At 60.6% G+C, this 22112-nt stretch carries 17 protein-coding genes; 9 read left to right on the forward strand and 8 right to left on the reverse strand.

The features are described 5' to 3' along the window. Positions 1–9 precede the first annotated feature (9 nt). Complete coding sequence (locus KGA88_RS03825) at positions 10–882, reverse strand: LysR family transcriptional regulator (RefSeq protein ID WP_110660817.1); 873 nt, start codon at positions 880–882, stop codon at positions 10–12. A gap of 268 nt (positions 883–1150) precedes the next feature. Between KGA88_RS03825 and KGA88_RS03830 the strand changes: the two genes are divergently transcribed. Both KGA88_RS03830 and KGA88_RS03835 read left to right on the forward strand, forming a co-directional pair. After that, a complete protein-coding gene (locus tag KGA88_RS03830; RefSeq protein WP_110660818.1) occupies positions 1151–2476 on the forward strand; it encodes an MFS transporter in 1326 nt (441 codons plus the stop codon). A 69-nt stretch (positions 2477–2545) separates the two neighbouring features. Beyond that, entirely contained in the window at positions 2546–3937 is a 1392-nt protein-coding gene (locus tag KGA88_RS03835) for an FAD-dependent oxidoreductase (protein WP_223589077.1), read from the forward strand. Between the two features lie 3 nt (positions 3938–3940). Here the strand turns inward: KGA88_RS03835 and KGA88_RS03840 are convergent, their stop codons facing one another. After that, positions 3941–5362, reverse strand: coding sequence for a type VI secretion system Vgr family protein (locus KGA88_RS03840; RefSeq protein WP_223589134.1), 1422 nt, complete (start codon positions 5360–5362; stop codon positions 3941–3943). Positions 5363–5587: 225 nt separating this feature from the next. Between KGA88_RS03840 and KGA88_RS03845 the strand changes: the two genes are divergently transcribed. Beyond that, positions 5588–6292: a YebC/PmpR family DNA-binding transcriptional regulator gene (locus tag KGA88_RS03845; protein ID WP_223589079.1), complete on the forward strand. Its 705-nt coding sequence runs from the start codon at positions 5588–5590 to the stop codon at positions 6290–6292. A 126-nt stretch (positions 6293–6418) separates the two neighbouring features. On the opposite strand, the gene KGA88_RS03850 is transcribed toward KGA88_RS03845, so the two are convergent. The 4 genes from KGA88_RS03850 to KGA88_RS03865 all read right to left on the reverse strand — a co-directional run bounded on the left by KGA88_RS03850 (position 6419) and on the right by KGA88_RS03865 (position 10527). Further along, entirely contained in the window at positions 6419–7738 is a 1320-nt protein-coding gene (locus tag KGA88_RS03850) for a leucine-rich repeat-containing protein kinase family protein (protein ID WP_223589081.1), read from the reverse strand. Between the two features lie 185 nt (positions 7739–7923). Next, complete coding sequence (gene zapE / locus KGA88_RS03855) at positions 7924–9048, reverse strand: cell division protein ZapE (protein ID WP_110661902.1); 1125 nt, start codon at positions 9046–9048, stop codon at positions 7924–7926. Between the two features lie 223 nt (positions 9049–9271). After that, positions 9272–10024: an anti-sigma factor family protein gene (locus tag KGA88_RS03860; RefSeq protein ID WP_223589083.1), complete on the reverse strand. Its 753-nt coding sequence runs from the start codon at positions 10022–10024 to the stop codon at positions 9272–9274. Continuing rightward, complete coding sequence (locus KGA88_RS03865) at positions 10021–10527, reverse strand: sigma-70 family RNA polymerase sigma factor (protein ID WP_103395435.1); 507 nt, start codon at positions 10525–10527, stop codon at positions 10021–10023. The genes KGA88_RS03860 and KGA88_RS03865 overlap by 4 nt, the downstream gene beginning before the upstream one ends. 158 nt (positions 10528–10685) lie before the next feature. On the opposite strand from KGA88_RS03865, the gene KGA88_RS03870 reads away from it, so the two are divergent. The 3 genes from KGA88_RS03870 to KGA88_RS03880 all read left to right on the forward strand — a co-directional run bounded on the left by KGA88_RS03870 (position 10686) and on the right by KGA88_RS03880 (position 13824). Continuing rightward, the gene (locus KGA88_RS03870; RefSeq protein WP_223589085.1) at positions 10686–11771 is read left to right on the forward strand and encodes a catalase family peroxidase; all 1086 of its coding nucleotides are present in this window, start codon (positions 10686–10688) and stop codon (positions 11769–11771) included. Then, positions 11768–12313 (forward strand): cytochrome b, encoded by a 546-nt coding sequence (locus KGA88_RS03875; RefSeq protein WP_223589087.1) that lies wholly within the window; start codon positions 11768–11770, stop codon positions 12311–12313. The genes KGA88_RS03870 and KGA88_RS03875 overlap by 4 nt, the downstream gene beginning before the upstream one ends. Before the next feature lie 161 nt (positions 12314–12474). Beyond that, a complete protein-coding gene (locus KGA88_RS03880; RefSeq protein ID WP_223589089.1) occupies positions 12475–13824 on the forward strand; it encodes a hypothetical protein in 1350 nt (449 codons plus the stop codon). A 60-nt stretch (positions 13825–13884) separates the two neighbouring features. On the opposite strand, the gene KGA88_RS03885 is transcribed toward KGA88_RS03880, so the two are convergent. After that, positions 13885–15036, reverse strand: a complete 1152-nt coding sequence (locus KGA88_RS03885; protein WP_110660276.1) for a M14-type cytosolic carboxypeptidase — start codon at positions 15034–15036, stop codon at positions 13885–13887. A gap of 683 nt (positions 15037–15719) precedes the next feature. On the opposite strand from KGA88_RS03885, the gene KGA88_RS03890 reads away from it, so the two are divergent. The 3 genes from KGA88_RS03890 to KGA88_RS03900 are packed head-to-tail and all read left to right on the forward strand — an operon-like array spanning position 15720 to position 20108. Continuing rightward, a complete protein-coding gene (locus tag KGA88_RS03890; protein WP_110660277.1) occupies positions 15720–17441 on the forward strand; it encodes a type I secretion system permease/ATPase in 1722 nt (573 codons plus the stop codon). Between the two features lie 7 nt (positions 17442–17448). Then, positions 17449–18783 (forward strand): HlyD family type I secretion periplasmic adaptor subunit, encoded by a 1335-nt coding sequence (locus KGA88_RS03895; RefSeq protein ID WP_223589091.1) that lies wholly within the window; start codon positions 17449–17451, stop codon positions 18781–18783. Next, positions 18780–20108, forward strand: coding sequence for a TolC family outer membrane protein (locus KGA88_RS03900; RefSeq protein WP_110660279.1), 1329 nt, complete (start codon positions 18780–18782; stop codon positions 20106–20108). The genes KGA88_RS03895 and KGA88_RS03900 overlap by 4 nt, the downstream gene beginning before the upstream one ends. A 108-nt stretch (positions 20109–20216) precedes the next feature. Here KGA88_RS03900 and KGA88_RS03905 read toward each other — a convergent pair whose 3' ends face one another. Continuing rightward, complete coding sequence (locus tag KGA88_RS03905) at positions 20217–22052, reverse strand: tetratricopeptide repeat protein (RefSeq protein WP_223589093.1); 1836 nt, start codon at positions 22050–22052, stop codon at positions 20217–20219. Positions 22053–22112 lie beyond the last annotated feature (60 nt).

Raw genomic sequence — 22112 nt, forward strand, 5'->3', positions numbered from 1 at the left:
CGGACCTGCCTACACCAGACTCTCGCGAACCATCTGCAGAAACGTCGCCACCACCCGCCGCGAACTCTGCTCGCGCAGGCACACCAGGGTTTCAGTCAGCCGTCGTTTGCAATCGATAATCGGCAGCGCGCAAACCCGGGAGTCCGCGCCAAACTCGGCAGCCGAAACCACGCCCACCCCAATCCCAACCACCACCGCTTCCCGCGCGGCCTCCCGGCCTTCAACCTGAATGGCCGGGCGAATGCGGAACCCGGCCCCGGCCATTTCCTCTTCCAGGGTCTGCCGGGTCACCGAACCGATTTCCCGTAGCACCAGTGGTGTGTCGTCGAGGTCCGCGAGGGTGATGGATTCGCGGTCGGCCCACGGGTGATTGCGCGACACGAATGCGACCATCGGGTCGTTACGCAGGGGCAGGGAGATCAGGCGTTCATCGCTGACGTCGCGGCCCAGTAACGCCAGGTCCGCCTGATAGTTGAACAGTCGAAACAGTGATTCATCGGTGTTGCCGGTTTCGATCTTCACGCTGATGCCGGGGTAGCGTTCGCAGAAGCGGGCAATCTGCGGCAGTACATGCACTGGCGCGTCGACCGCCAGAATCAGACTGCCGGTCTGCAAGGCCTGGGAATCCTGCAACAGTTCCTGGGCTTCGGCCTCAATCACAAAAAGCCGCTGGGTCACGCTTAGCAGGCGTTCACCCAGATCGGTCAGGCGCACCGAGCGCTTGTTGCGGTGAAACAGCAAAACGCCATAACGCTCTTCGAGTTTGCGCACTTGGTCGGAAATCGCCGGCTGCGTCAGAAAAAGTCGCTCGGCGGCTTTGGTAAAGCTTCCATGGACCGCCACGGCATGGAAGGCTTTGAGCTGGGCGTGGGAAACCGACATGGGAATCTCCAGTAACAAGCTGAGCTTATTTTGGAAATACGATAAATCGATTTCACTTATTAATCAGTAATTGGTTTTATCCACCTCAGCCCCGGTGACTGGTCAGTCGAACAGCAGCGGGTGCCATGAGCCTGTGCGTGCAACTACAGGACTCATCTGACCGGAATCACCCAAAGGGACAAGGTGATTTCGCAGTGCTCAACAATAAAAACACAGGCGTTTTCTTCCAATTCTGCCGGCACACTCACACCCTGAGGTCAGAACTACAATGAACAAGCACATCGGCACCATCAAGCGTTGGCGCGTGCAGATCTTCGCGATCACCTGGCTCGCCTACGCCGCTTTCTACTTCACCCGCAAAGCGTTCTCGGTCGCCAAACTCGGTATTGGCGAAGATCCGACCTTCATGCTCGACAAAATGGCCATGGCCAACCTCGACGCCATCTACCTGACGGCTTACGCCGTTGGCCAATTCACCTGGGGCATCCTCGCCGACCGCTTCGGGCCGCGGGTGGTGGTGCTCGGCGGGTTGCTGATTTCCGCCGCAGCAGCGCTGGTGATGGGCAACTTTGCAACGTTACCGATTTTCGCTACCTGCATGCTGATACAAGGCCTGGCGCAATCCACCGGTTGGTCGGGATTGTGCAAGAACCTCGGCAGCTTCTTTCCCTCCGAGCAACGCGGGCGGGTATTGGGCCTGTGGAGTTCCTGCTATGCCTTTGGTGGTCTGGTAGCCTCGCCGTTTGCCGGTTGGTGGGCGTACACGCTCATCGGTAGCTGGCATGCGGCGTTTGTTTCCAGTGCGGCGGTGGTTGGGCTGGTCGCCGTGCTGTTTTTTATTTTCCAACGCAACAAACCGGAAGACGTGGGCTTGCCGGCGGTGGAACCGGAACCTGAGCTGACCGCCGAACAAGCTGACGCGCAAAGCAAAATCAGCATGTGGGAGCCGCTAAAGGAAATCCTGCGCAACCGCACCGTGCTGGTGTTGGGATTGGCGTACTTCATGCTCAAGCCGGCGCGCTACGCGATTCTGCTGTGGGGACCGGTGATCGTCTTCGAACAGATGCCTTCGGTGGGCAAGGTGGGTGCGGCGATCATTCCGACCGCGTTTGAACTGGCGGGATTGCTTGGGCCGATCCTGATTGGCCTGGCCTCGGACAAACTGTTCGGCGCCCGGCGCATGCCGGCCTGCGTGATCAGCCTGTTGGCGCTAACGGTGTCCCTGGCGTTTTTCATGGGCGCCCTGCATACCGGCAGCGTACTGCTGGTGGTGGCGCTGCTGTTCGTCATGGGCCTGACCCTCTATGGACCTGACTCGATGATCAGCGGCTCGGCCGCCATCGACTTCGGCACCGCCAAGGCCGGCGCCACGGCAGCCGGTTTCGTCAACGGCTGCGGCTCGGTCGGGGCGATTCTCGGTGGCCTGCTACCGGGTTACTTCGACACCGTTACCGTGTTCATTGTCTTCGCCGGCTGCGCGATGTTCTCGGCGCTGGTGCTGATCCCGCACTGGAACAGCCGCCCTGGCGGCCTGAAAACCAACTACCCCTTCGTGCCCAATCGGGCGATGAACATCAAACCCCTGCGCACCTGAATCCTGCCCCACGTCGCCTGCTGCGTCTGCGGCAGGCTGGCGGGTGGGCCATTGACTGGAGATTTCCCCATGAGACCCTTTTGGCTGGACCAGGCCTTGAAGGCTGATGCATCCGAAACCTGTCCGCCACTGGAAGGCGACAGCCGCGCCGACGTGTGTATCGTCGGCGGCGGCTACACCGGGTTGTGGACCGCGATCATGCTCAAGGAACAGAACCCCGAGCTGGACGTGTTGCTGATCGAAGCGGATATCTGTGGCGCCGGGGCCAGTGGGCGCAACGGCGGTTGTGCGTTGTCGTGGTCGGCCAAGTATTTCACTCTTGAGCGCTTGTTCGGCGTCGAAGAGGCCGTGCGCCTGGTCAAGGAGTCCGAGCGCAGCATTCATGCCATCGGCGCGTTCTGCGAAAAATACGCGGTGGACGCCGATTACCGCCTCGACGGCACGCTCTACACCGCCACCAACCGTGCGCAATACGGCTCGACCGATGCGGTCATCGCCGCACTGGAGCGCAACGGCATCAACTCATTCACCCAGCGACCGGTGGCCGATGTGCAGCGCATGGCCGGGTCCGGCAAACACCTGGAAGGCTGGTTTTCCCCGGCCGCGGCGAGTGTGCAGCCAGGCAAGCTGGTGCGCGGTCTGCGCCGGGTCGCCCTGCAACTGGGCGTGAGGATTCACGAAAACACCGCGATGACCGGGCTGGAAGAGGGCAAGCCGGTGGGCATTCAAACCCCCAACGGCACCGTCCGCGCCGACCGCGTGGTGCTGGCGATGAATGCCTGGATGGCCCGGGCGTTCCCGCAGTTCGAGCGCAGCGTGGCGATCGTTTCCAGCGACATGCTGATCACTGAACCCCGCCCGGACCTGCTCAATGAAATCGGCTTGACCAGCGGCGTCACGGTGCTCGATTCGCGGATTTTCGTGCACTACTACCACAACACCCCGGACGGCCGGATCATGCTGGGCAAGGGCGGCAATACCTTCGCTTACGGTGGACGCATGCTGCCGGTGTTCGATCAGCCTTCGCCTTATGCGGGTTTGTTGCAGAACAGCCTGGCGGATTTCTTCCCGGCGTTTGCCGACGTCAAGGTTGAAGCGACCTGGAATGGTCCGTCGGACCGCTCGGTGACCGGGCTGCCGTTTTTCGGGCAGATGAGCGCCAGTGGCAATGTGTTCTACGGTTTCGGCTACTCCGGCAGCGGTGTCGGTCCCTGCCATATGGGCGGACAGATTCTGGCGTCGATGGTCCAGGGCCTGGACAACCCCTGGACCCGCTCGCCGCTGGTCAACGGCCCGCTGGGTTTTTTCCCGCCGGAGCCGATTCGCTACCTCGGCTCGTTGATGGTGCGCAACGCCATCCGCCGCAAGGAACGCGCGGAGGATCACGGGCGTCGGCCACGGCATCTGGACGTGCGCCTGGCGAAGTTCGCTGCCGCCGCCGGCAAGGCTGACAAGGGCTGAGTTTCAGGGCGCAAGGTCCGAGCGGGTGAGCAGCCAGTCGAACAGCAGGCGGGTATCGCCACGGGGCTCGCGCGGGCGAGGACGATGAGGTTTCGGCCTAGGGCCCAGAGCCGTACAGAGCACCGGGCGATCCGGGTCACTGTCGAGGAAAATCACCAGTACCTCACTGCCGGCCACGGGCAAGCGGGACGGATCGATCCAGTCCTCGGCGCAGGTCAGCGCCAGCGGCAGCCACAGGCCGGTGGACGCCTCCGTGGCTGATGGCGTGGCGGGCCAGAGGCGCACCTGAACCCGGCCATCCTCATCCACTGGCGCCGGTTGCCCGAGCGGGCCGCACACCTGGCCGGGCTGATACCCGGGAATGCTCGGCCGGGGTTGTTTGAGTGGGGGCCTGTACACCGTCGACCAGGGGATGGCGCTGAATTGATTGCGGTAGCCCGCGGCCATGCCCGACGAGTCGTCGAGCAGAATCGATGAGTGGCGCCCCTGATGGCTTATTTCTGTCACCAGCCATTGATCATTGAAATTCGCCAGCGGGTGCTCGGCCACTTGCAGGATCCGACCACTGCGAAATGCCCTCTGGTTACTTTGACCGTGGATCTGCAGGTGTCGGCAGCGCAGGCGTTCCAGTTGTCGACGGCTGAGCTGGTCGCGATGTTGTTGTTCGCGGGCGGGACAATGCCGTGCTGTGGCGAACGAGTGATTGGCTGCGCCTTCGCTGATGTCTGCTGCACCCGGATTCCTGGCGCCAGGGCGCACAGGGGAGAGCGGGGCATCATGGCGCTGGAACAATTCGCTGATCACCGGTTCCTGGTGCTCGCCGAGGGCATTGTTGCTCATCGACATGAGCAACGGTTCCTGGGGAAAACTCAGGCTGTCATCGGCCAGCACCAGCACATGGCCGTCGTGTTGATGCTCGAAGTGATAGTGGATGCCTTCTTCCTCGCACAGTCGTTGCAGCAACGCCAGGTCGGTTTCATCGTACTGGATGCAAAAAGGTCGCAGTGGATAGTGCCCGGTTGTCAGTTCAAAGCGATAACTGCTGGCGGGCAATCCATGCTCCTCAAGCAATTGGCGCAGGATCATGGGCACGCTGGTGCGCTGGAAAACACGTCGACATCGTTGCTGATCCAGCGCCTGGACACGGGGCACCAGCGCCAGTTTGTAGGCGACCCGGTGTCCGCTTCGATGTTCACAGCTGGCACTGTGCAGCACGCCATGAATGCCTTGGTCGTGGCCGAACTCGAGGACTGCCGGTTGGTGCAGCAATCGCTCAAGGTTCAGGGCCGGTGCCAGCCCGATGACCTCGATGTCGAATCGATAGGGCTGGTTGAGAGCTTCATGACCACTGAACCGTACCACCTGGAAACTCAGGTCGTTGTCGAGAAGCGTGAGGGTGGTGGGACTTTCCTTGTCGTTGTGCATCGAACGCGCTACCGCCGTGGAGTAGGGTGCAGAGCGTACGAAACCCCAGCGCATTGCGGGCACGCCAAAGCGACATTTCCGAATCGCCCTACAACCGCTGGTGAAGATGTCGATGCAAGTCGGGATTTTTTGGTCGATTGCCAACTTTAGGCCGTATAAACTTGCGCAAAGCGTCGGCCAATAGATGTCTCGGCGCCACAGATGCCACAGATAAGAGAGTGAGAAATGGGCGCACAGTGGAAGGTTAAACACAAAGAAGCGGCAGCCAATGCCAAGGGCAAGATCTTCGGCAAACTGGTGAAGGAAATCACCATTGCTGCGCGCAACGGCGCTGATATTGCTACCAACGCACACTTGCGCCTGGTGGTTGAACAGGCCAAGAAAGCTTCGATGCCCAAGGAAACACTGGATCGCGCCATCAAGAAGGGCGCGGGCCTGCTGGGCGAAACCGTGCAATACCATCGCGTGACCTATGAAGGGTTCGCCCCGCATCAGGTGCCGCTGATCGTTGAGTGCGTGACCGACAACATCAACCGCACCGTCGCCGAGATCCGCGTAGCGTTCCGCAAGGGCCAACTGGGCGCGTCCGGCTCCGTGGCCTGGGACTTCAACCATGTCGGCATGATCGAAGCGTCGCCGGACACCCCGGACGCCGATCCGGAAATGGCCGCCATCGAAGCCGGTGCACAGGATTTCGAACCGGCTGAAGAGGGTGCAACCCTGTTCCTGACCGAGCCGACCGACCTCGACGCGGTCCAGAAAGCCCTGCCGGAACAAGGCTTCACCGTGCTGTCGGCCAAACTGGGTTACCAGCCGAAGAACCCGGTCAGCGGCCTGAGCGATGAGCAGATGGCGGAAGTCGAAGCGTTCCTCGAAGGCCTCGATAACCACGACGACGTGCAGGATATGTTTGTCGGCTTGGCGGGTTGATCGGACTGGCCTGGATCTGACTTGTGGCGAGGGGGCTTGCCCCCGTTCGGTTGCGCAGCAGCCGTCGCTTTTGGGACGGCTTCGCCGTCCAACGGGGGCAAGCCCCCTCGCCACATTGTTTTGTATTTACAGTTTGAACTCAGCTAATTCCTGAACAACTTCCTCAAACCCAGGCCGCGCCAGCACCTGCGGCTGACAGCAACGCTGCTCCAGCTGTTCCAGCACCCCACGCTGCTCATCGCTCAACCCCGAATCAACCCGCGCCAGCAATTCCCCCAGCAATACCCCGAACGCCCGTACCTCGATCCGCTGCAAGGCACGGCTTTCCGGGCTGTCGGACAAGGCGTGGAATGACGCCGCGCCAAAATCCCCCAGCAAGCAATCACCCTGTTCATTCCACAGAATATTGTGTCCATAGAGGTCGCCGTGGGTGATGCCATGGCCGTGCAGGTGCTCGGCCACCGAGGCGATGCCCGCGGCAATGCGTAGCGCCACCGCTGCATTGAAGCGCAAGTCGTCGGGGTAAATGTCGCGGCTGCACGACGCCAGGCTGGGCAGCGCGGCAAGGTTGCGGTAGCTCGGTGCGATCAGTTGCATCACCAGTCCGGCGGTTTGCTGCGGGTGATCGACAATCCGCCCTTCGACGCGAATCAGGTTCGGGTGCAGCCCGGCTGTGATGCAGGCGTTCATCTCGTGCAATGGCGAACCGTCGCTGGTCATTTCGCCCTTGTAGAGCTTCACCGCAACAGCCATGGGTGGCTGATCAACCGGTTGCCAGCGGGCTTGATGAATCACTCCGGAGGCCCCTTCGCCGAGTTTTTTCTCCAGGCGTAATGCCGACCAGTCAATGCGCGGTGTGGCGTCGAGGGCCGCGGCATCGGCTTCGGTTTCCAGTGGGTTACCGGCGTACGCCAGCCAGGTCAGGCTCGGCAGTTCCAGCAGCCATTGTGGCAACTCGGTCAACTGGTTGGCGGCAATGCGGATCAGCTCCAGTCGATGGCACTGACGCAACGACTCCGGCAGCGCGTGCAGACGGTTGCCGGCGAGCATGAGCTTTTGCAGGAACGGGCGCTCTCCCAGTTCCTCCGGCAAGGTCTCGATGCTGTTGTCGGTCAGGATCAGCCAGCGCAAAAGAGGCGGGAGGGCCGCTGCGGGCACGTGAACGATACGGTTGGCCTTGAAGCCGATCATCGTCAGTGCGGCGCATTGGCCCAGGCAGGCCGGCAACTCGGTGAAGCGGTTATCGGAACAGAACAGCACGCGCAAACGCGTCAGGCGATGCAAGTCCTCGGGCAGGGCGCTCAAGGCATTGCCAGTGAGGTTGAGCACTTCCAGCGAGTCCGCCAGATCGAAAATTTCCCGAGGGAATTCGGTGAGGCCATCGACCAGATCCAGCCGTGTGATGCCCGACAACTCGCCGGCACGCAATTGAGCAAGGGTATGCATGAACAGATTCGCTATTGATCAAGGAGTAGGCGCGAGGCCCCGCAAATGCGCGACATGATAGCGGGAAAGATGTGGCGACTGTCAGGCCGCCTTCGCGAGCAAGCCCGCTCCCACAAAGGATCGGTAATCAATGTGGGAGCGGGCTTGCTCGCGAAGAGGCCCTTCAATACAACAAAAAAAACCGCTCATGCCAGTTCGCTGACTTCGACCAATTGCCCCAATCGACTGCGGGTGCGCGCCAGATCAATGGCATCACCACCCAGGCTTTCGCGCAATGAGTGCTGCCCAAGCAGCGTCAGGTGTTTGTCCTGGTCGTACAGCACGTCGATGAGGTTGATGAAGCGCTGTTGGGCGGCAATCGAGCACTCGCCAAGCCGCGGCAGGTCATCGATGATCCAGCGGTCGAAGCGGCGGCACAGTTCCAGATAGTCCATCACGGCCGTGGGTTGCTCGCACAGGTCGGCGAAGGTAAAACCAATGCGCCGCTCCTCGCACAAGCGCGCCTGGAAATGCCGGGTGCCGACGGGCAACGACACGGCCGGGGCGTCGCGATCCGGCAGGTGCAAAGCCTGACGCTGCGCCACACTGGCCGGCCACACGTAATGGCCCTGGGTGAACACCTGTTGCGCGTGGCTGCGGATCTGGCTTCGATAGTCGTGCGGCCCGCCGACTTCCATCACCTGCATGCGCGTATTGATCAAGTCGATCACCGGTTTGAAGCGGGCGTGGTACAGCGGATTGGGCAGCAGGCCTTCGGGCGGGTAATTGGAGGTCAGCAGCACCAGGATGCCGCGCTGGAACAGCGCCTTGAACAGCCGGGTGATGAGCATCGCATCGCCGATGTCGTGCACATGGAACTCATCGAAACACAGCACCCGGCAATCGCTGAGCAGTTCATCGAGGGTGATCGCCAGGGCGTCGGCCTGTTCGCGGTGCTTGAACATGCCCAGATGCAGTTGGGCGAAAAACTCATGGAAGTGCAGGCGTTGTTTTTCCGCGAGGGGAATGGCCCGGAAAAACCCGTCGAGCAACCAGCTTTTGCCGCGCCCCACGGCACCATGCAGGTAAAGGCCGGGAAGGGTTTTCGACGATTCACCCATCAGTATCGAGGCATGCAGGGCCATGCAGTCGATCACGCGCTGTTGGCTGTGACTCAGGGTATAACCCCGAGAGTGGGCCTGGTGGCGAAAGTAATCGTGGATGACTTGGCGTGTCGCGTAGCTGCCCGCAGCCGGTGCCCTGCCGAGCAGACGACGCAACGCTTGCCAGCGCGATTGAGTTCGCGAACGGTTGGGCGGTCGAACGGCCACTGGGATATCACCTCTGGAGTGCGGGCAGGCTCTTCGTGCTGCGGCGGCAAAGTGTAACCAGAGCAGTGAATTGGCTTCCAGCGGAGTCGCACTGCAAACCCTGTGGGAGCGGGCTTGCTCGCGAAGGGGGCGCATCAGTCAACATTGATGTTGTTTGACACACCGCCTTCGCGAGCAAGTCGGATCGCCGCACCGCCGCTCCCATATTTGATTGGGGTCGCCATCAAAACTGTACTGTTTTGCTGAGCATCCGCGCCGCCGGGGTGTCCGTCGGGCTGACCATCGCATAGTTGTAGCCGCTTCCCGACCAGTACTCGGCCTGCAACCCGCCATCACTGCGGCTGCCCCTGGGCAGGAGAAAGTTTTTCGGTCCGGGCGGTCGCACATAGAAACTGATCTTCTGCCCGCCCTGGTTCTCGTAGACCACCATCGCCGCCGGTCCTTGCTCGGTGCTCAGCAGGCGCCCGCTAACCGGCTTGAATCCGGCATCCGAAAGGTCGGGCAGGCGATTGGCCTGTGTGAAATAACGGTCGAGCCAACCCTGCATATCACCGTCCTCGCCGACTTTGTAATCGGCCGGCAGGAGGCCTTGCTGGGCAATCAGGCGATAGGCTTGCAGTGCGTCGGCCATCGGTGCCGATGCGCTGAGCAGGGTCATTTGCCGTGCTTGCCAACCGCTAACGCCGCCGATGCCGACCGCGATCAACAACACCGCGGCACTGGCCAGGTGCCGACGGGCCTGGCGTTTGAGGCGCTGGCGTATCACTGCCGGATCGAGGTCCGGGTTGGTTGGCTGCTGCAAGGCGCCACCAAGGGCGGCGCGCAGTTGCTGGGCGTCCAGTTGCCAAGCGTGCACTTGTGCGGAGATTTCGGGATTGCTGGCCAGAAAAGTCTCGACCAGGCGTCGGTCGGCGTCGCTCAGTTGGTGGTCGACGTAGGCGTGCAGGTCACGCTCGCTGGGGGGCATGCTGATCATTTGAGTCTCCGCAGGGATGGGCGGTTGATTTCGCCATCGCTGAGTTGGCGCAGGGCCTGGCGAGCCCGGGACAGGCGGGACATCACGGTGCCGGTGGGTACGTCGAGAATCTCGGCGACCTCTTTGTAGCTCAAGCCTTCCACGGACACCCAGAGCAGCAGCGCGCGTTGTTCGGTGGGCAGTCGGTCGAAGGCGTTGAGGGTCGATTGGGCTATGACTGTGCGCTCCACCGAGGGCTGGGCATCGTCACGGCCGGTGAAAAAGTCGAGCATGCGCGCATAGCGCCGGGAGCGGCGGTGCGCATCGAGAAACTGTCGATAGAGAATCGAGAACAGCCAGGCGCGCAAGTCGCCCTCGGCGCGTTTGCTACCCCAACTCGACAGCGCGCGCTCCAGGCAGGCTTGCACCAGGTCGTCAGCGCTGCTGGTGTTGCGCGTCAACGACACGGCGAAGCGCCGCAATCGGGGAATGATTTCTCTGAGTTGTTCGTCGATATCGTTCATCAAACTCTGACTAGTCACTACGCTTTGGACTAGGAAGACGCCCGGTACTCGAGGTTATTCCACGTCAGAAAAAATAAAAACCGCGTGTGGGAATAAACCTGCGTGCGGTTCGTCTGCTTGATTCTTCTCACTTGTGGCCGATGGCCCTGGAGTCTTTCATGGTAGATCGATCATCACCGCCAATCCGGCCGCCCCTGAGCGCCGCCAGCCTGATGTTGCGTCTGGCTGGCATTGCCGTAGTCGTTGCCGCAGTGGCTGGGGCGTTTGCCTACGTCAACGGCACTCTCGACCCACAGCGCCTGACCCCGAAGAAACTAATCAACGTGCTGGAAACCAACAATGGCGTGCATCCGGGGTTCCGTCGCAATCACTCCAAAGGTGTGTGCGTGATCGGGTATTTCGAGAGCAGCGGTGAGGCACGCAGCTATTCCACCGCTCAGGTGTTCAACGACGCGCGGACGCCGGTGGTCGGACGTTTTGCTCTGCCCGCCGGTAATCCATACGCACCGGACAATGCTGTGCCGATCCGTAGCATGGCCTTGCGCTTCACTCAGGCCAACGGCCAGCAGTGGCGCACCGGGATGAACAGCATGCCGGTGTTCCCGGTGGGCACGCCCGAGGCGTTCTACCAGTTTCAACAAGCCCAGTCGCCAGACCCGGCCACCGGCAAACCCGATCCCAAGGCCGTGCCGGCGTTTTTCGGTTCGCATCCCGAATCCGCGCCTTTCCTGGCCTGGGTCAAGACGGCCAAGCCGTCGGCCAGCTACGTCACCGAAACCTACAACAGCGTCAATGCGTTTTACCTGGTTAACGCCGCCGGTCAAAAGCAAGCGGTACGCTGGAGCATGAAACCAGTGGCCCAGGACGCGCCGGGGGCCACGGCACCGCAGGGCAGTGATTTCCTGGAAAAAGACCTGGTTCAGCGAATCGCCGCCGGCCCGTTGCGCTGGCAGTTGAACATCACCCTGGCCAACCCCGGTGATCCGGTCAACGACGCCAGCAAGGCCTGGCCCGAAGGGCGCAAGGTGTTGAACGCTGGCACGCTGGTGCTTGAAAAGACTCAGCCGCAACTCAACGGCGAATGCCGTGACATCAACTACGACCCGCTGGTGCTGCCTGCCGGGATCGAAAGTTCCGACGACCCGCTGCTCGCCGCTCGTTCAGCCGGTTACGCCAATTCCTACCTGCGTCGCACCAGCGAAGTCAGCCAGTTGCCCGCCGCCAAACAGGAGGCACAGCAATGAACACCCAACCGAACCACTTCGCGCCGCTGGCGCGGCTGCTGCACTGGCTGATGGCGCTGATGATCATCGCCATGCTGTTTATCGGCGCTGGCATGGTTGCCTCGGTGTCCGAGCGTCATGAATGGCTGATTCATCTGCACAAACCCTTGGGCGTCGCGATTTTGTTGTTAGTGATCGTGCGTCTGGTGGTGCGCTTTTCCACCACGCAGCCACCGCTGCCGGCGGACTTGCTGGCTGTGCAAGTACTCGCGGCCAAGGCTTCGCATGTCTTGTTGTATGCATTGATGCTGGTCTTGCCGCTTTTGGGCTGGGCGATGATTTCGGCATCGGGCGAACCGGTGATGCTCAGCAATTCGCTGCAGTTGCCGTCGATTGTGCCGGCGAACGCGCAGGTGTTTGCGTTTTTGCGCAAAGCCCACGGGTATCTGGCGTATCTGTTGTTTCTGACCGTGTTGCTGCATTTGGCGGCAGCGTTGTTTCACGGCTGGGTGCGCCGCGATGAGGTGCTGGACAGTATGTTGCGGGGTAAGGGTCGCGGTTGAACTCATTACGCTAAAAGACAGTTTTAAGAAGGGAGGGCGCTCACCTGTCAACTTTGACAGTTTCGCTGATCTGAAAAAGCACGTTCAATGCTCTAAGGCTGCAGTGATCCCGAACGGGGTCAGTCGAAGAGCACTGATCGTGCCATTCCGGGAGACGGGCCATGTCCAAGACAGCAGGTGTGGGTTCCATGCGACGCGCTTTTTCCGGGCTGTCGTTAGTGTGTTTGGCTTTGATACTCGGAGCCTGTGCACATCCGCCGACGACTGATTCCGCGGAACCGAAAAAACGGGTTGTCGAGAATGTTGCGAGTAAATCGACAGCGGAGTTGTATGCGGATTTGATTGCGCCAGCGGTTTTCGAACGTTCGAGTTCAAAGGTCATTGATGGGTATACCGTTGAGAGTGGCAAGCTACGGTTGCCGGACAAATTCGAGGGTTCTTTGGTCACTGTTCGATCGGCTGACGGAAGCTTGACAGCATTGATCAATAAGCCGGGACAATTCGGCTCCTTACATGTCGATAGTAAGGGGGTAAGTCATTTTATTCCGGAGCCTGAGGCTAAAACCGATATTGAAGACGCTGTTCCCAATCCGAATGAACAGGTCGCTACTGCATCTGTGAATTCAACTAAGTCAGAGCATTTTGTTGTAGATGTACTGATGGGGTATTCCAAGGCAGGAGTTATTAGAGCAGGCGGCGATGCGCATGCCGATGCGTTGGCCAAGATAGAGTTGGTCAATATGATGTTGCGCAATTCCTTGGTGGACAACATTTCATTGAGACTGGTTGGTATTCAGATAGTTGAAGATGATTATCCCATTGCAACTGCAACCCTCGGGAAATTACGTACAATTTTTGCCGAGGGTATGGCCAAGTTTGAGCCAGACGTTACGTACGGAAATTTTGCTTATGTTGTACCAGGGGGGCCACTGGGGGTGGGGTGGACGCCTGGTGGTTCTGCTATCGGTGTATCGAATGGCGCTTATATATTCGCTCACGAAATTGGTCACAATGCAGGCAGTAATCACTGCAATGTTAATGGCGTGAACAATTATCGTTTTGGATATTTTAATGGGAAATCGCGAAGTATCTTATGTCACGGCCCAAACTCAATTTACTATTCGACACCGGCCGTCATCGATCAGTACGGTTTGCCGTTAGGCAACGCTGTCACCGCCGATACAGCGCGTGTCTGGCGCGAAAATGCTATGCGGTTATCCTCTTACGCTCCACCCCAGACCCCGCCAACCGCCCCAGAAAACTTTGCCAAAGTGGGGTCAACCGCCAGGACGATTACTTTTAGCTGGAACGCATCACCTAAAGCTGTTCGATATGAAATATACAGCGTGGATTTTTCTACTGGGGGCCCTATGCCAACAAAAATTGGAGACACTACGGCGTTAACTTTTACCACAACCAATATCTTCGGGGAGGCGCTGTACTTGGTTAAGGCCGTTAGTTTTATTGGCCTGGTTTCACCGTCGAGCAATTCCGTTGTTGCAACACCATAAATGCTCAAGTGAGTGACGTGGCCTGCTGTCAGGCCACGTCACTCTGTCGTTGTAGTCGAATCAGCGCAAGGTATCGACCATATCGGCAAGCGTGGTCAACACATCCTTGCCCAGTTGCTTCGAGCGCTTTCCCGACCAGCCGGTTTCCGCGTTCGGGTGGTCGTCGTGATCCTTGAACGGCATTTCCAGGGTCAGCGACAGGCAGTCGTACTTCTGGCCCACACTGTTGCAGGCCAGCGTCATGTTGGCCTGTCCCGGTTCGTCGCGGGTGTAGCCGTACTTGGTCTGGAAGTCTTTGGTGGTGTGCTTCAGGTGGCTGCGGAAGTGCTCCTCGAGCTTTTCGATCCGCGGCGTGTAACCGGGGTTGCCCTCGCAACCGGCGGTGAACACGTGAGGGATTTCCTCGTCACCATGGGCGTCGAGGAACATATCGACGCCGTACTTTTCCATCTGCTGCTGAACGAACAGGACTTCCGGGCTGATTTCCTGGCTGGCGCTCTGCCAGGCGCGATTGAGGTCCTGGCCCATGGCGTTGGTGCGCAGGTGGCCGTGGAAGGCACCGTCCGGATTCATGTTCGGCACCAGGTACAGATCGGCGCTGGCCAGCAGTTTGTTCAGCACTGGGTCGTCGTGTTTTTCCAGGCGCTCGATCACGCCTTCCATGAACCACTCGGCCATGTGCTCGCCTGGATGTTGCTGGGCAATCATCCACACTTTTTTTCGTCCTTCAGCACCAGTGCCTTTACGCAGCAACTGGATGTCGCGGCCTTCGACGCTCTTGCCGGTGGCCAGCAGTTCGGTACCGGCCTTGCTCAGCGCCTGCTCGATCAGCCAGTCGTGGCGGCCGCGGCTGTAGGGTTCGAAGTAGGCGAACCAGGCGTGGGTCTGCTCGGCCTCGAGGCTGAAGCGCAGGCAGTCACCTTCGAAGATGGTCGGTACGCGGAACCAGTTGACGTGATCGTAGGACGCCACTGCCTGGTAACCGGTCCAGGCCTTGTTATAAGAGGATTGGCTGGCATTGTTCAGGCGAAACCAGTGTTCCTGGCCGACATGCAGGCCGCTGGCCTTGAAGTGGAACCACTGGAAATGGTTGCTTTTGGTGTCCGGGCGGATCGCCAGCAGGGGCTTGAGCGGGTCGCTGAGGTCGATCACCTGGATGTTGCCGCTGTCGAAATTGGCACTGATATCGAAAGAAGATTTAGCCACGGCCATAATCGGGTCCTGAATATGATTTTTATGGTGGCTACTTTACACGCAAGAGTGGGATGAAACCGAGGGGAATTGCGGGGTGCGAGGGTGGGGGGCGTCCTCCTTGACGCCGTCGCAGCTTAGAGATTATGCGATTGATTCTCAAGTGCTATCTGTCGCTGATTTGAACCCATGATGCCGGGCTTCTCTTGCCAATCGGCATTATTTTGATATTATCCGCGCCATCGAATTTGCAGCACCCAAAGACTTCATTAGCCTGAAGATACAAGCCAGAAAAACTGGCAAATAAAAGACCCGGCCCAAAGCCGGGTTTTTTATTTCTTAAAGCCTTTCTATTCCCCCATCCCCTCATCTAAAAAACGCAGTCGATCTGAGCCGTCATTTGCATCAGATTTGACCCGCACGCTTCGCGGACATGACCGCAGAGAACGCTCCAAAGACGACTTCCTCAGAGTACGACGTATGCCTGCCCATGCCTGTGTCGACCCGGCCCGGACGACTGCTCGTCGGCCCATCGAAAACCCACTCAAGATCGCCTCCTTCAAGCCGATGGAGTAAAGGTGCCAACTGGACTCAAGCAGTTCATTAACAAGGGGCAAAGTGCTAGCATCGCCGCCGCGCAATCCCCCCCCGGGCATCAACATAACCGTCGTCTTTCCCAACGCTTTTTTCATCTTTCGGACTTTATGCGATTTTTCCTAGATCCCCAGCGAGATATCGATGCAGCGTTGCTACGTTATCGCCGGCTGTTCGGCGTGTTGGCACTGTTCAGCGGGGTGATCAACCTGCTGATGCTGGTCCCGTCCATCTATATGATGCAGGTTTTCGACCGCGTCCTGACCAGTCGCAATGAAACCACGCTGTTGATGCTGAGCCTTATCTTGCTCGGGTTCTTTGCCCTTGGCTGTGTGCTGGAGTGGGTGCGCGGCCAGGTGATGATCAAGATGAGCGCCGGCCTGGACACTCAGTTGGGCGAGCGGGTATTCGATGCGGCGTTCGAGCGTAGCCTGAAGGAGCACAGCTCCAACCCGGCGCAGGTTCTGAGCGATTTGAACAGCATCCGGCAGTTCGTCACAGGTCCGGCACTGATTGCCATCTTCGATGCGCCGTGGCTGCCGATCTATGTCATCGCGACGTTCCTGTTCCATCCCTGGCTTGGGAGTTTCACTGTCATCGGCTCGCTAATTCTTGCCGGGCTGGGCGTCTGGAACGAGATGACCACCCGCAAAAGCATGAGCGAGGCCAACCGTTTGTCCGTGGCGTCTTCCAGCTACGTGAACAGTACCTTGCAGAACGCCGAAGTGATTCAGGCGATGGGCATGCTCGCGCCCTTGCGCCAGCGCTGGTTCAACGTGCAGCAGCGGGTCATTACCGAGCAGGGTGAGGCCAGTGACCGCAGTTCGCGGATCGCTGCGCTGACACGCTTTGTGCGCATGACCTGGCAATCGCTGGCCCTTGGCCTGGGCGCCATCCTGGTGATCGAGAACCAGATTTCCGCCGGGGTGATGATCGCCGTGTCGGTATTGCTGGGACGGGCCATGGCGCCGGCCGAAGCGCTGATCGGTTCGTGGAAGCAGATGGGTAACGCCAAAAGCAGCTACGAACGCTTGAACCGCCTGCTCGGCGAATTTCCCAAAACCGCACCAGGCATGCCCCTGCCAGCGCCGACCGGGGCCCTTAGCATCGACCGCCTGGTGATCATCCCGCCGGGCATGCACAAGCCTGCGGTCAATGGCGTGACTATCAGCCTGGCCAAGGGCGAAGTACTGGCGATCATCGGTCCGAGCGCGTCGGGCAAGTCTTCCCTGGCGCGCGCGATGGTCGGCATCTGGACTGCCAAGCAGGGCTCGGTACGTCTGGACAGCGCCGAGGTCGGCCAGTGGTCGCGCGCAGCGCTCGGCCCGCACCTGGGGTACCTGCCGCAGGACATCGAGCTGTTCGATGGCAGCATCGCCGAAAACATCGCGCGTTTCGGCGAGGTGGACGCAGGCAAGGTCATCGCAGCGGCGCAACTGGCTGGTATCAACGAGATGATCCTGCACTTCCCCAAAGGCTATGACACCTTGCTCGGGACTGGCGGGCTGGGGTTGTCCGGCGGCCAGAAGCAGCGCATCGGCCTGGCCCGCGCGTTGTATGGCCAGCCGGCTCTGGTGGTGCTCGACGAGCCCAACTCCAACCTCGACGATGCCGGTGAAGCGGCGCTGGTGCAGGCCGTGCGCAAGCTCAAGGCCGAAGGCAGCACCGTGGTGCTGGTCACCCACAGGCCGAGCATTCTCGGCGCGGTCGACAAGCTGTTGTTCCTCAAGGACGGCGTACAAACCCTGTTCGGCCCGCGTGACCAGGTGCTCAAGACCCTGGTGCCAGCGACGCCGGCAAAAGCCGTCGAACTCCGTAATCAAGAAGCCTGAGGCGTCAATGCAAGCCAGTTCGACCGACATTTCGACCCCCGAGAACAAGCCCAATGCGGATGCCGCGGGCATTGCCAGGATCGGTGTGTGGTTTTTGCTCCTGGGCCTCGGCGGGTTCCTGCTCTGGGCCTGCCTGGCGCCACTTGACCGCGGTGTGGTCGGTAGCGGCACGGTGGTGGTTTCCGGCGAACGCAAGACCGTGCAGTCGCGCACCGGCGGCACCATCGACAACATCCTGGTACGTGAGGGCGACCAGGTACAGCAGGGGCAGATAGTGATGCAGCTCAACACTGTCCAGGCCAAGTCGCAACTGGATGTCGCCCTGGGCCAGTGGCTCGGCGCTCGCGCCGTCGAGGATCGGCTGATGGCCGAACGCCTGAACCGCGACACTGTGCAGTGGTCCGCAGCATTGCTGGCCCGCGCCAGCGACCCGCGTGCCGTCGCGGCGATGGAGCTGCAAGGCTATCTGTTCGCCACCCGCCGTGCCGAACTGGCCAGCCGCATGCAAATCAGCCAGCACGAAATAGCCTCGCTCAAAGAACAGCTCCAGGGCTTCGAAGAGATCAAGCGCAACCACGCCGTACAACTGCAATTCCAGCAGCAGGCGCTCACGGGGCTGCGGGAACTGGCCCGTGAAGGTTATCTGCCACGCAACCGGCTGTTCGAAGCCGAAAGCAGTGCGGCGCAGTTAGGCGCCCAATTGGCTTCGAGCGTTTCCGATATCGGCCGCACGCGCCAGGCGATCAATGAAAGCGAGCTCAAGGCGCTGCAACAGGGACAGGTCTTTCGCAGTGACGCCGAGTCGCAATTGACTCAGGTCGTGGCGCAGACATCGAGCCTGATCGACCAGATCAAGTCATTGGAATTCGAAGTCAACAGCGCCGCAATCGTCGCGCCCGTCGCCGGCCAGGTGATGGGCATGACCGTGCACACCGTCGGCGGCGTCGCACCCGCGGGCCAGCGCCTGATGGACATTGTCCCGCAAGGCTCCAGCTGGGTGGTCAAGGCGCAATTCCCGCCGATGATGGCCGACCGGCTCAAGCCGGAGCTGCCGGTCGATCTGCGTTTCGGTTCGTTGCAACGGATCCACACCCCGGTGATCGTCGGCAAGGTGCTCACGGTGTCGGCCGACCAGTTGATCGACGAACACAGCGGTTCGCCCTACTTCTCGGTGGAGGTCTCGGTCAGTCCCGAGGCGATCATCCATCTGCGCGAGTTGGGCCTGGACGTCAAGCCAGGCATGCAGGCTGAAGTCCTGGTCAAGACCGGCGAACGCACCCTTGCCAACTACTTGATGCAGCCGGTGACCGAACGTATGGCTGGCGCTTTCAAGGAAGAATGACCGTGTCCGTACGTATCGCCTTGCTACTCTCCGTGTTCTGCTCGTGCCGGCTGCTGGCGGCTGAAGCGCCGTTGTCACTGGTCGCCCTCTACGACGCCTCGCGGCTCAACGATGCGACCTACCAGGTTGCCAACCATGACTACGAGGCATCGCGCCAGGAAGAGGCTATCGGCCGCAGCGGCTTGCTGCCTCAGGTCGCCATCAACTCACGCTACGGTCAGGGTGGCCTGTTTGAACACCAGTCATCGACCAATAGCCAGGACGATCAGTACGCTTCCGACAGCATTGCCCTGTCGGTTATCCAACCGCTGTTCGACAAAGGCCGCTGGGCCTCCTACGAACAGGCCAAGGCGCGTGGGCAACTGGGCGGAGTCCAGCACGAAGGTGCCGACCAGGAGTTGTTCGATCGAGTGGTGCAGGCCTATTTCGATCTCGCCCAGGTGGAAAACGAACTCAAGCTGACGACCCAGCAGAAAGCCTCGGTCGAAGAATTGGCCAAGCAATCCCGACGCTTGTTCGAAGCCGGTGAAGGCAGCATCACAGACCTTGAAGAGGCTCAAGCCCGGCTCGATTCGATCCGCGCCCTGGAAATTCAGTTGCAGGCCCAGCATCGCGCGGCCCTGCGCAAGCTGGCGGGCCGCGCCGGGATTACCGTCAGCGAGATCCCGCAGATGCAAGAGCAGGCACCGGCCGCCGCCTTGCTTGCACCCGAGCAGGACCTCGACTATTGGCTGATCAAGGCCGACCAGACCGCGTCTGCACTGGGCATCAGCCGTGCTTCGATCAAAGTGGCCGAAGCCAACCTCAAGCAACAGAAGGCCGGGCACTACCCGACCGTAGCACTGAGCGGCCGGCTCGCACGGGTCGGCCAGAGCGACCTGAACGAAACGACCCAGCGCCAGTCGACCTACTACGTGGGCGTCGTCATCGATATCCCTATATACCAGGGCGGCGGGGTCAGCGCTTCTACCGAAAAGGCCCGTGCTGCCCTGGAGAGTGCCCGGTCCGGCTATGAGGTCCAGCTCCAGCAAATGAACGAGGACCTCGAACTCAACTACCTGGGGGTGGTGGCGGGCTTCGAGAAAATCAAGGCGCTGGTGACCGCCGTGCGATCCAGCCAGACCGCCCTGAAATCCGCGGAAAAAGGCTATGAGGCTGGCGTGCGCTCGACGGTCGACATCCTCGACGCCCAACAGCGCCTGTTCTCTTCAAAGCGTGACCTGCTCGATACCAAGCTGGCGATGCTGCAAAGCTATGTCAACCTGCACACCCACACCGGCCTGATGACCCGCAACGAGCTGGAAAAGGTCCAGGGGTTGTTCTGACCAACTGATCAACTGTAGGAGCGAGCTTGCTCGCGATGGTCGTTAACGATAACGCGTGTTTACTGACTAAACGTGGCGCTCTCAAGTCCATCGCGAGCAAGCTCGCTCCTACACCCGGCCAGGCGCGACACTGCTGATCGCGTCCTCGAAATCCCTGACGAAGCGTGGGGTGTCGAACAGCGCCGAGTGCTCGCGGCCCTGGTGCAGACGCTCACGCAAGCCGGGCAACAGATCCGCCTGGGTCCCCAGTTCGACGGCACGCTCTTCGTACTCGGCCAGCGTGGTGGTGATCAGCTCCGGCAGGTCCAGCGCAGTCAGCAGGCTGCCAGCCATGCGTGAGGCAAACGTGCGTCCCGAGCGGGTCAGCACCGGCAGGCCCATCCACAGGGCATCGTTGGCCGTGGTCCCGGCGTTGAACGGGTACGCATCGAGGAACAGATCCGCGGCACTGTAGCGGGCCAGGTATTGCGCTGGTGCGACCCGCGGGGCGAACAGCAGGCGAGCCGGGTTCACGCCATGTGCCTCGGCCCTGGCGCAGAGGTTTTCCTGGGCCCAGGGGTTGTCGGCCAGCAGCCACAACACACTGTCGGGCGCGCGGTGCAGGATGCGCATCCAGCAGTCGAATACTTCTTCGTTGAACTTGTAGTTGTTGTTGAACGAGCAAAACACGAAACGGTCTTGCGGCAATCCGCACTCGGCGCGGGTCGGCAGCGCCGCAACAGGTCGTTGGCGATCGCTGCACTGGTAGATCTGCGCCAGGTACAGCGGTGTTTCGCTGTAGTACGCCTTCTCGCTGTCGGGGATCAGGTAGCGATCGGCGATTACATAATCGATGCCTGGCAGCCCGGTCGACCCGGGAAAGCCCAGGTAGGTCATCTGCACCGCAGCCGGGCGGAAGGCCGGAATGTCCGGACGGGCCCCGGACGTCAGCCCATGCAGGTCGATGAGGATGTCGATCTCATGGTCGCGGATGCATTGCGCGGCAGCGGCATCATCCATAGCGTCGATGCGCACGAAGTGATCCATTGCCTGCCTGACCCGTTCGCGCAGGGGCGAGCCGTCTTCGCGGGTCCAGCAAAAACCGTACACCTCGAAGCGCTGCCGATCGATCAGTTCGAACAGCTCCACCGTCAGCAACGACACCGCATGCAGGCAGAAGTCCGAGGACAGGAAGCCGATGCGCAGCTTCTGGTGGCCATAGCCCTGGGCCGGAGCCAGGGCGGGTACCCGTACATTGACCCGTTCCTTGACGAAGTGCACCGCGGCGGCCAGTTGCAGGCCAGGGTCATCGCTGCCAGCGAGCAGTGCCAAGGGCGAGGACGCCTTGAACAAGTCGCCACGGGTCAAGCCCGCCGGTGGCTCATAGACCGGCCAGACGCATTGTTTCTGGCGCAAGTGCACCCAGTGCTGAATCACCTTGGGTTGATGCGGGTCGACTTCCAGACTGGTGCGCAGGATGGCTTCGGATTTCTGCAACTGCCGGGTTTCCTCGAACAGGCGGCCCAGGTTGTTGCAGGTCATCAGGTACAGCTCGCGGCTTTGCGTGGCGTCGACCAGCCGGTCATCGAGCAACGACTGCCAGATGGCCAGGGCCTCCTGCGGTTTGTTTTGACGCTCCAGAAGCGTCCCCAAGTTGAACCACGCCTGGGCGAATTCCGGGTTCTGGGCAATGGCGGCGCGATAGGCTGCCTCTGCGGCCTCGATCTGCCCCAGTTGCGACAGCGTGGTTCCCAGGTTGAACTGGATAATGTAATTGACCGACGAATGGCAGTGCTGCAGCCAGCGCTGGTAGAGCGCAGCGACATCGGTGATGCGCTGCGCGCCATTGAGCCGGTCTGCGGTTTCGAGCAACTTCATCGGTTCCAGAGCGACGCCCTCGGCCAGCTGCAGGGCTGCGGCCAGCACGATATCGAGGTTCGGGCTCTCAAGATTCTGTCTAGGCATTTGCGCGACGATCTCTTCCAATAAAAAAATACCGAGCTCTTTCGAGCCCGGTATCGGATC

It is taken from the genome of Pseudomonas sp. A-R-19 (assembly GCF_019956575.1).
In the GTDB taxonomy this organism is placed as follows: Bacteria; Pseudomonadota; Gammaproteobacteria; order Pseudomonadales; family Pseudomonadaceae; genus Aquipseudomonas.

Bases quoted from the DNA above. Each gene is read 5' to 3' on its own strand.
- KGA88_RS03890 (WP_110660277.1), top strand. From the start codon at position 15,720: ATGCGATTTTTCCTAGATCCCCAGCGAGATATCGATGCAGCGTTGCTA.
- KGA88_RS03840 (WP_223589134.1), bottom strand. From the start codon at position 5,362: ATGCACAACGACAAGGAAAGTCCCACCACCCTCACGCTTCTCGACAAC.
- KGA88_RS03880 (WP_223589089.1), top strand. From the start codon at position 12,475: ATGTCCAAGACAGCAGGTGTGGGTTCCATGCGACGCGCTTTTTCCGGG.
- KGA88_RS03870 (WP_223589085.1), top strand. From the start codon at position 10,686: ATGGTAGATCGATCATCACCGCCAATCCGGCCGCCCCTGAGCGCCGCC.
- KGA88_RS03895 (WP_223589091.1), top strand. From the start codon at position 17,449: ATGCAAGCCAGTTCGACCGACATTTCGACCCCCGAGAACAAGCCCAAT.
- KGA88_RS03845 (WP_223589079.1), top strand. From the start codon at position 5,588: ATGGGCGCACAGTGGAAGGTTAAACACAAAGAAGCGGCAGCCAATGCC.
- KGA88_RS03830 (WP_110660818.1), top strand. From the start codon at position 1,151: ATGAACAAGCACATCGGCACCATCAAGCGTTGGCGCGTGCAGATCTTC.
- KGA88_RS03835 (WP_223589077.1), top strand. From the start codon at position 2,546: ATGAGACCCTTTTGGCTGGACCAGGCCTTGAAGGCTGATGCATCCGAA.
- KGA88_RS03905 (WP_223589093.1), bottom strand. From the start codon at position 22,052: ATGCCTAGACAGAATCTTGAGAGCCCGAACCTCGATATCGTGCTGGCC.
- KGA88_RS03850 (WP_223589081.1), bottom strand. From the start codon at position 7,738: ATGCATACCCTTGCTCAATTGCGTGCCGGCGAGTTGTCGGGCATCACA.
- KGA88_RS03900 (WP_110660279.1), top strand. From the start codon at position 18,780: ATGACCGTGTCCGTACGTATCGCCTTGCTACTCTCCGTGTTCTGCTCG.
- KGA88_RS03860 (WP_223589083.1), bottom strand. From the start codon at position 10,024: ATGATCAGCATGCCCCCCAGCGAGCGTGACCTGCACGCCTACGTCGAC.
- KGA88_RS03885 (WP_110660276.1), bottom strand. From the start codon at position 15,036: ATGGCCGTGGCTAAATCTTCTTTCGATATCAGTGCCAATTTCGACAGC.
- KGA88_RS03825 (WP_110660817.1), bottom strand. From the start codon at position 882: ATGTCGGTTTCCCACGCCCAGCTCAAAGCCTTCCATGCCGTGGCGGTC.
- KGA88_RS03875 (WP_223589087.1), top strand. From the start codon at position 11,768: ATGAACACCCAACCGAACCACTTCGCGCCGCTGGCGCGGCTGCTGCAC.
- KGA88_RS03865 (WP_103395435.1), bottom strand. From the start codon at position 10,527: ATGAACGATATCGACGAACAACTCAGAGAAATCATTCCCCGATTGCGG.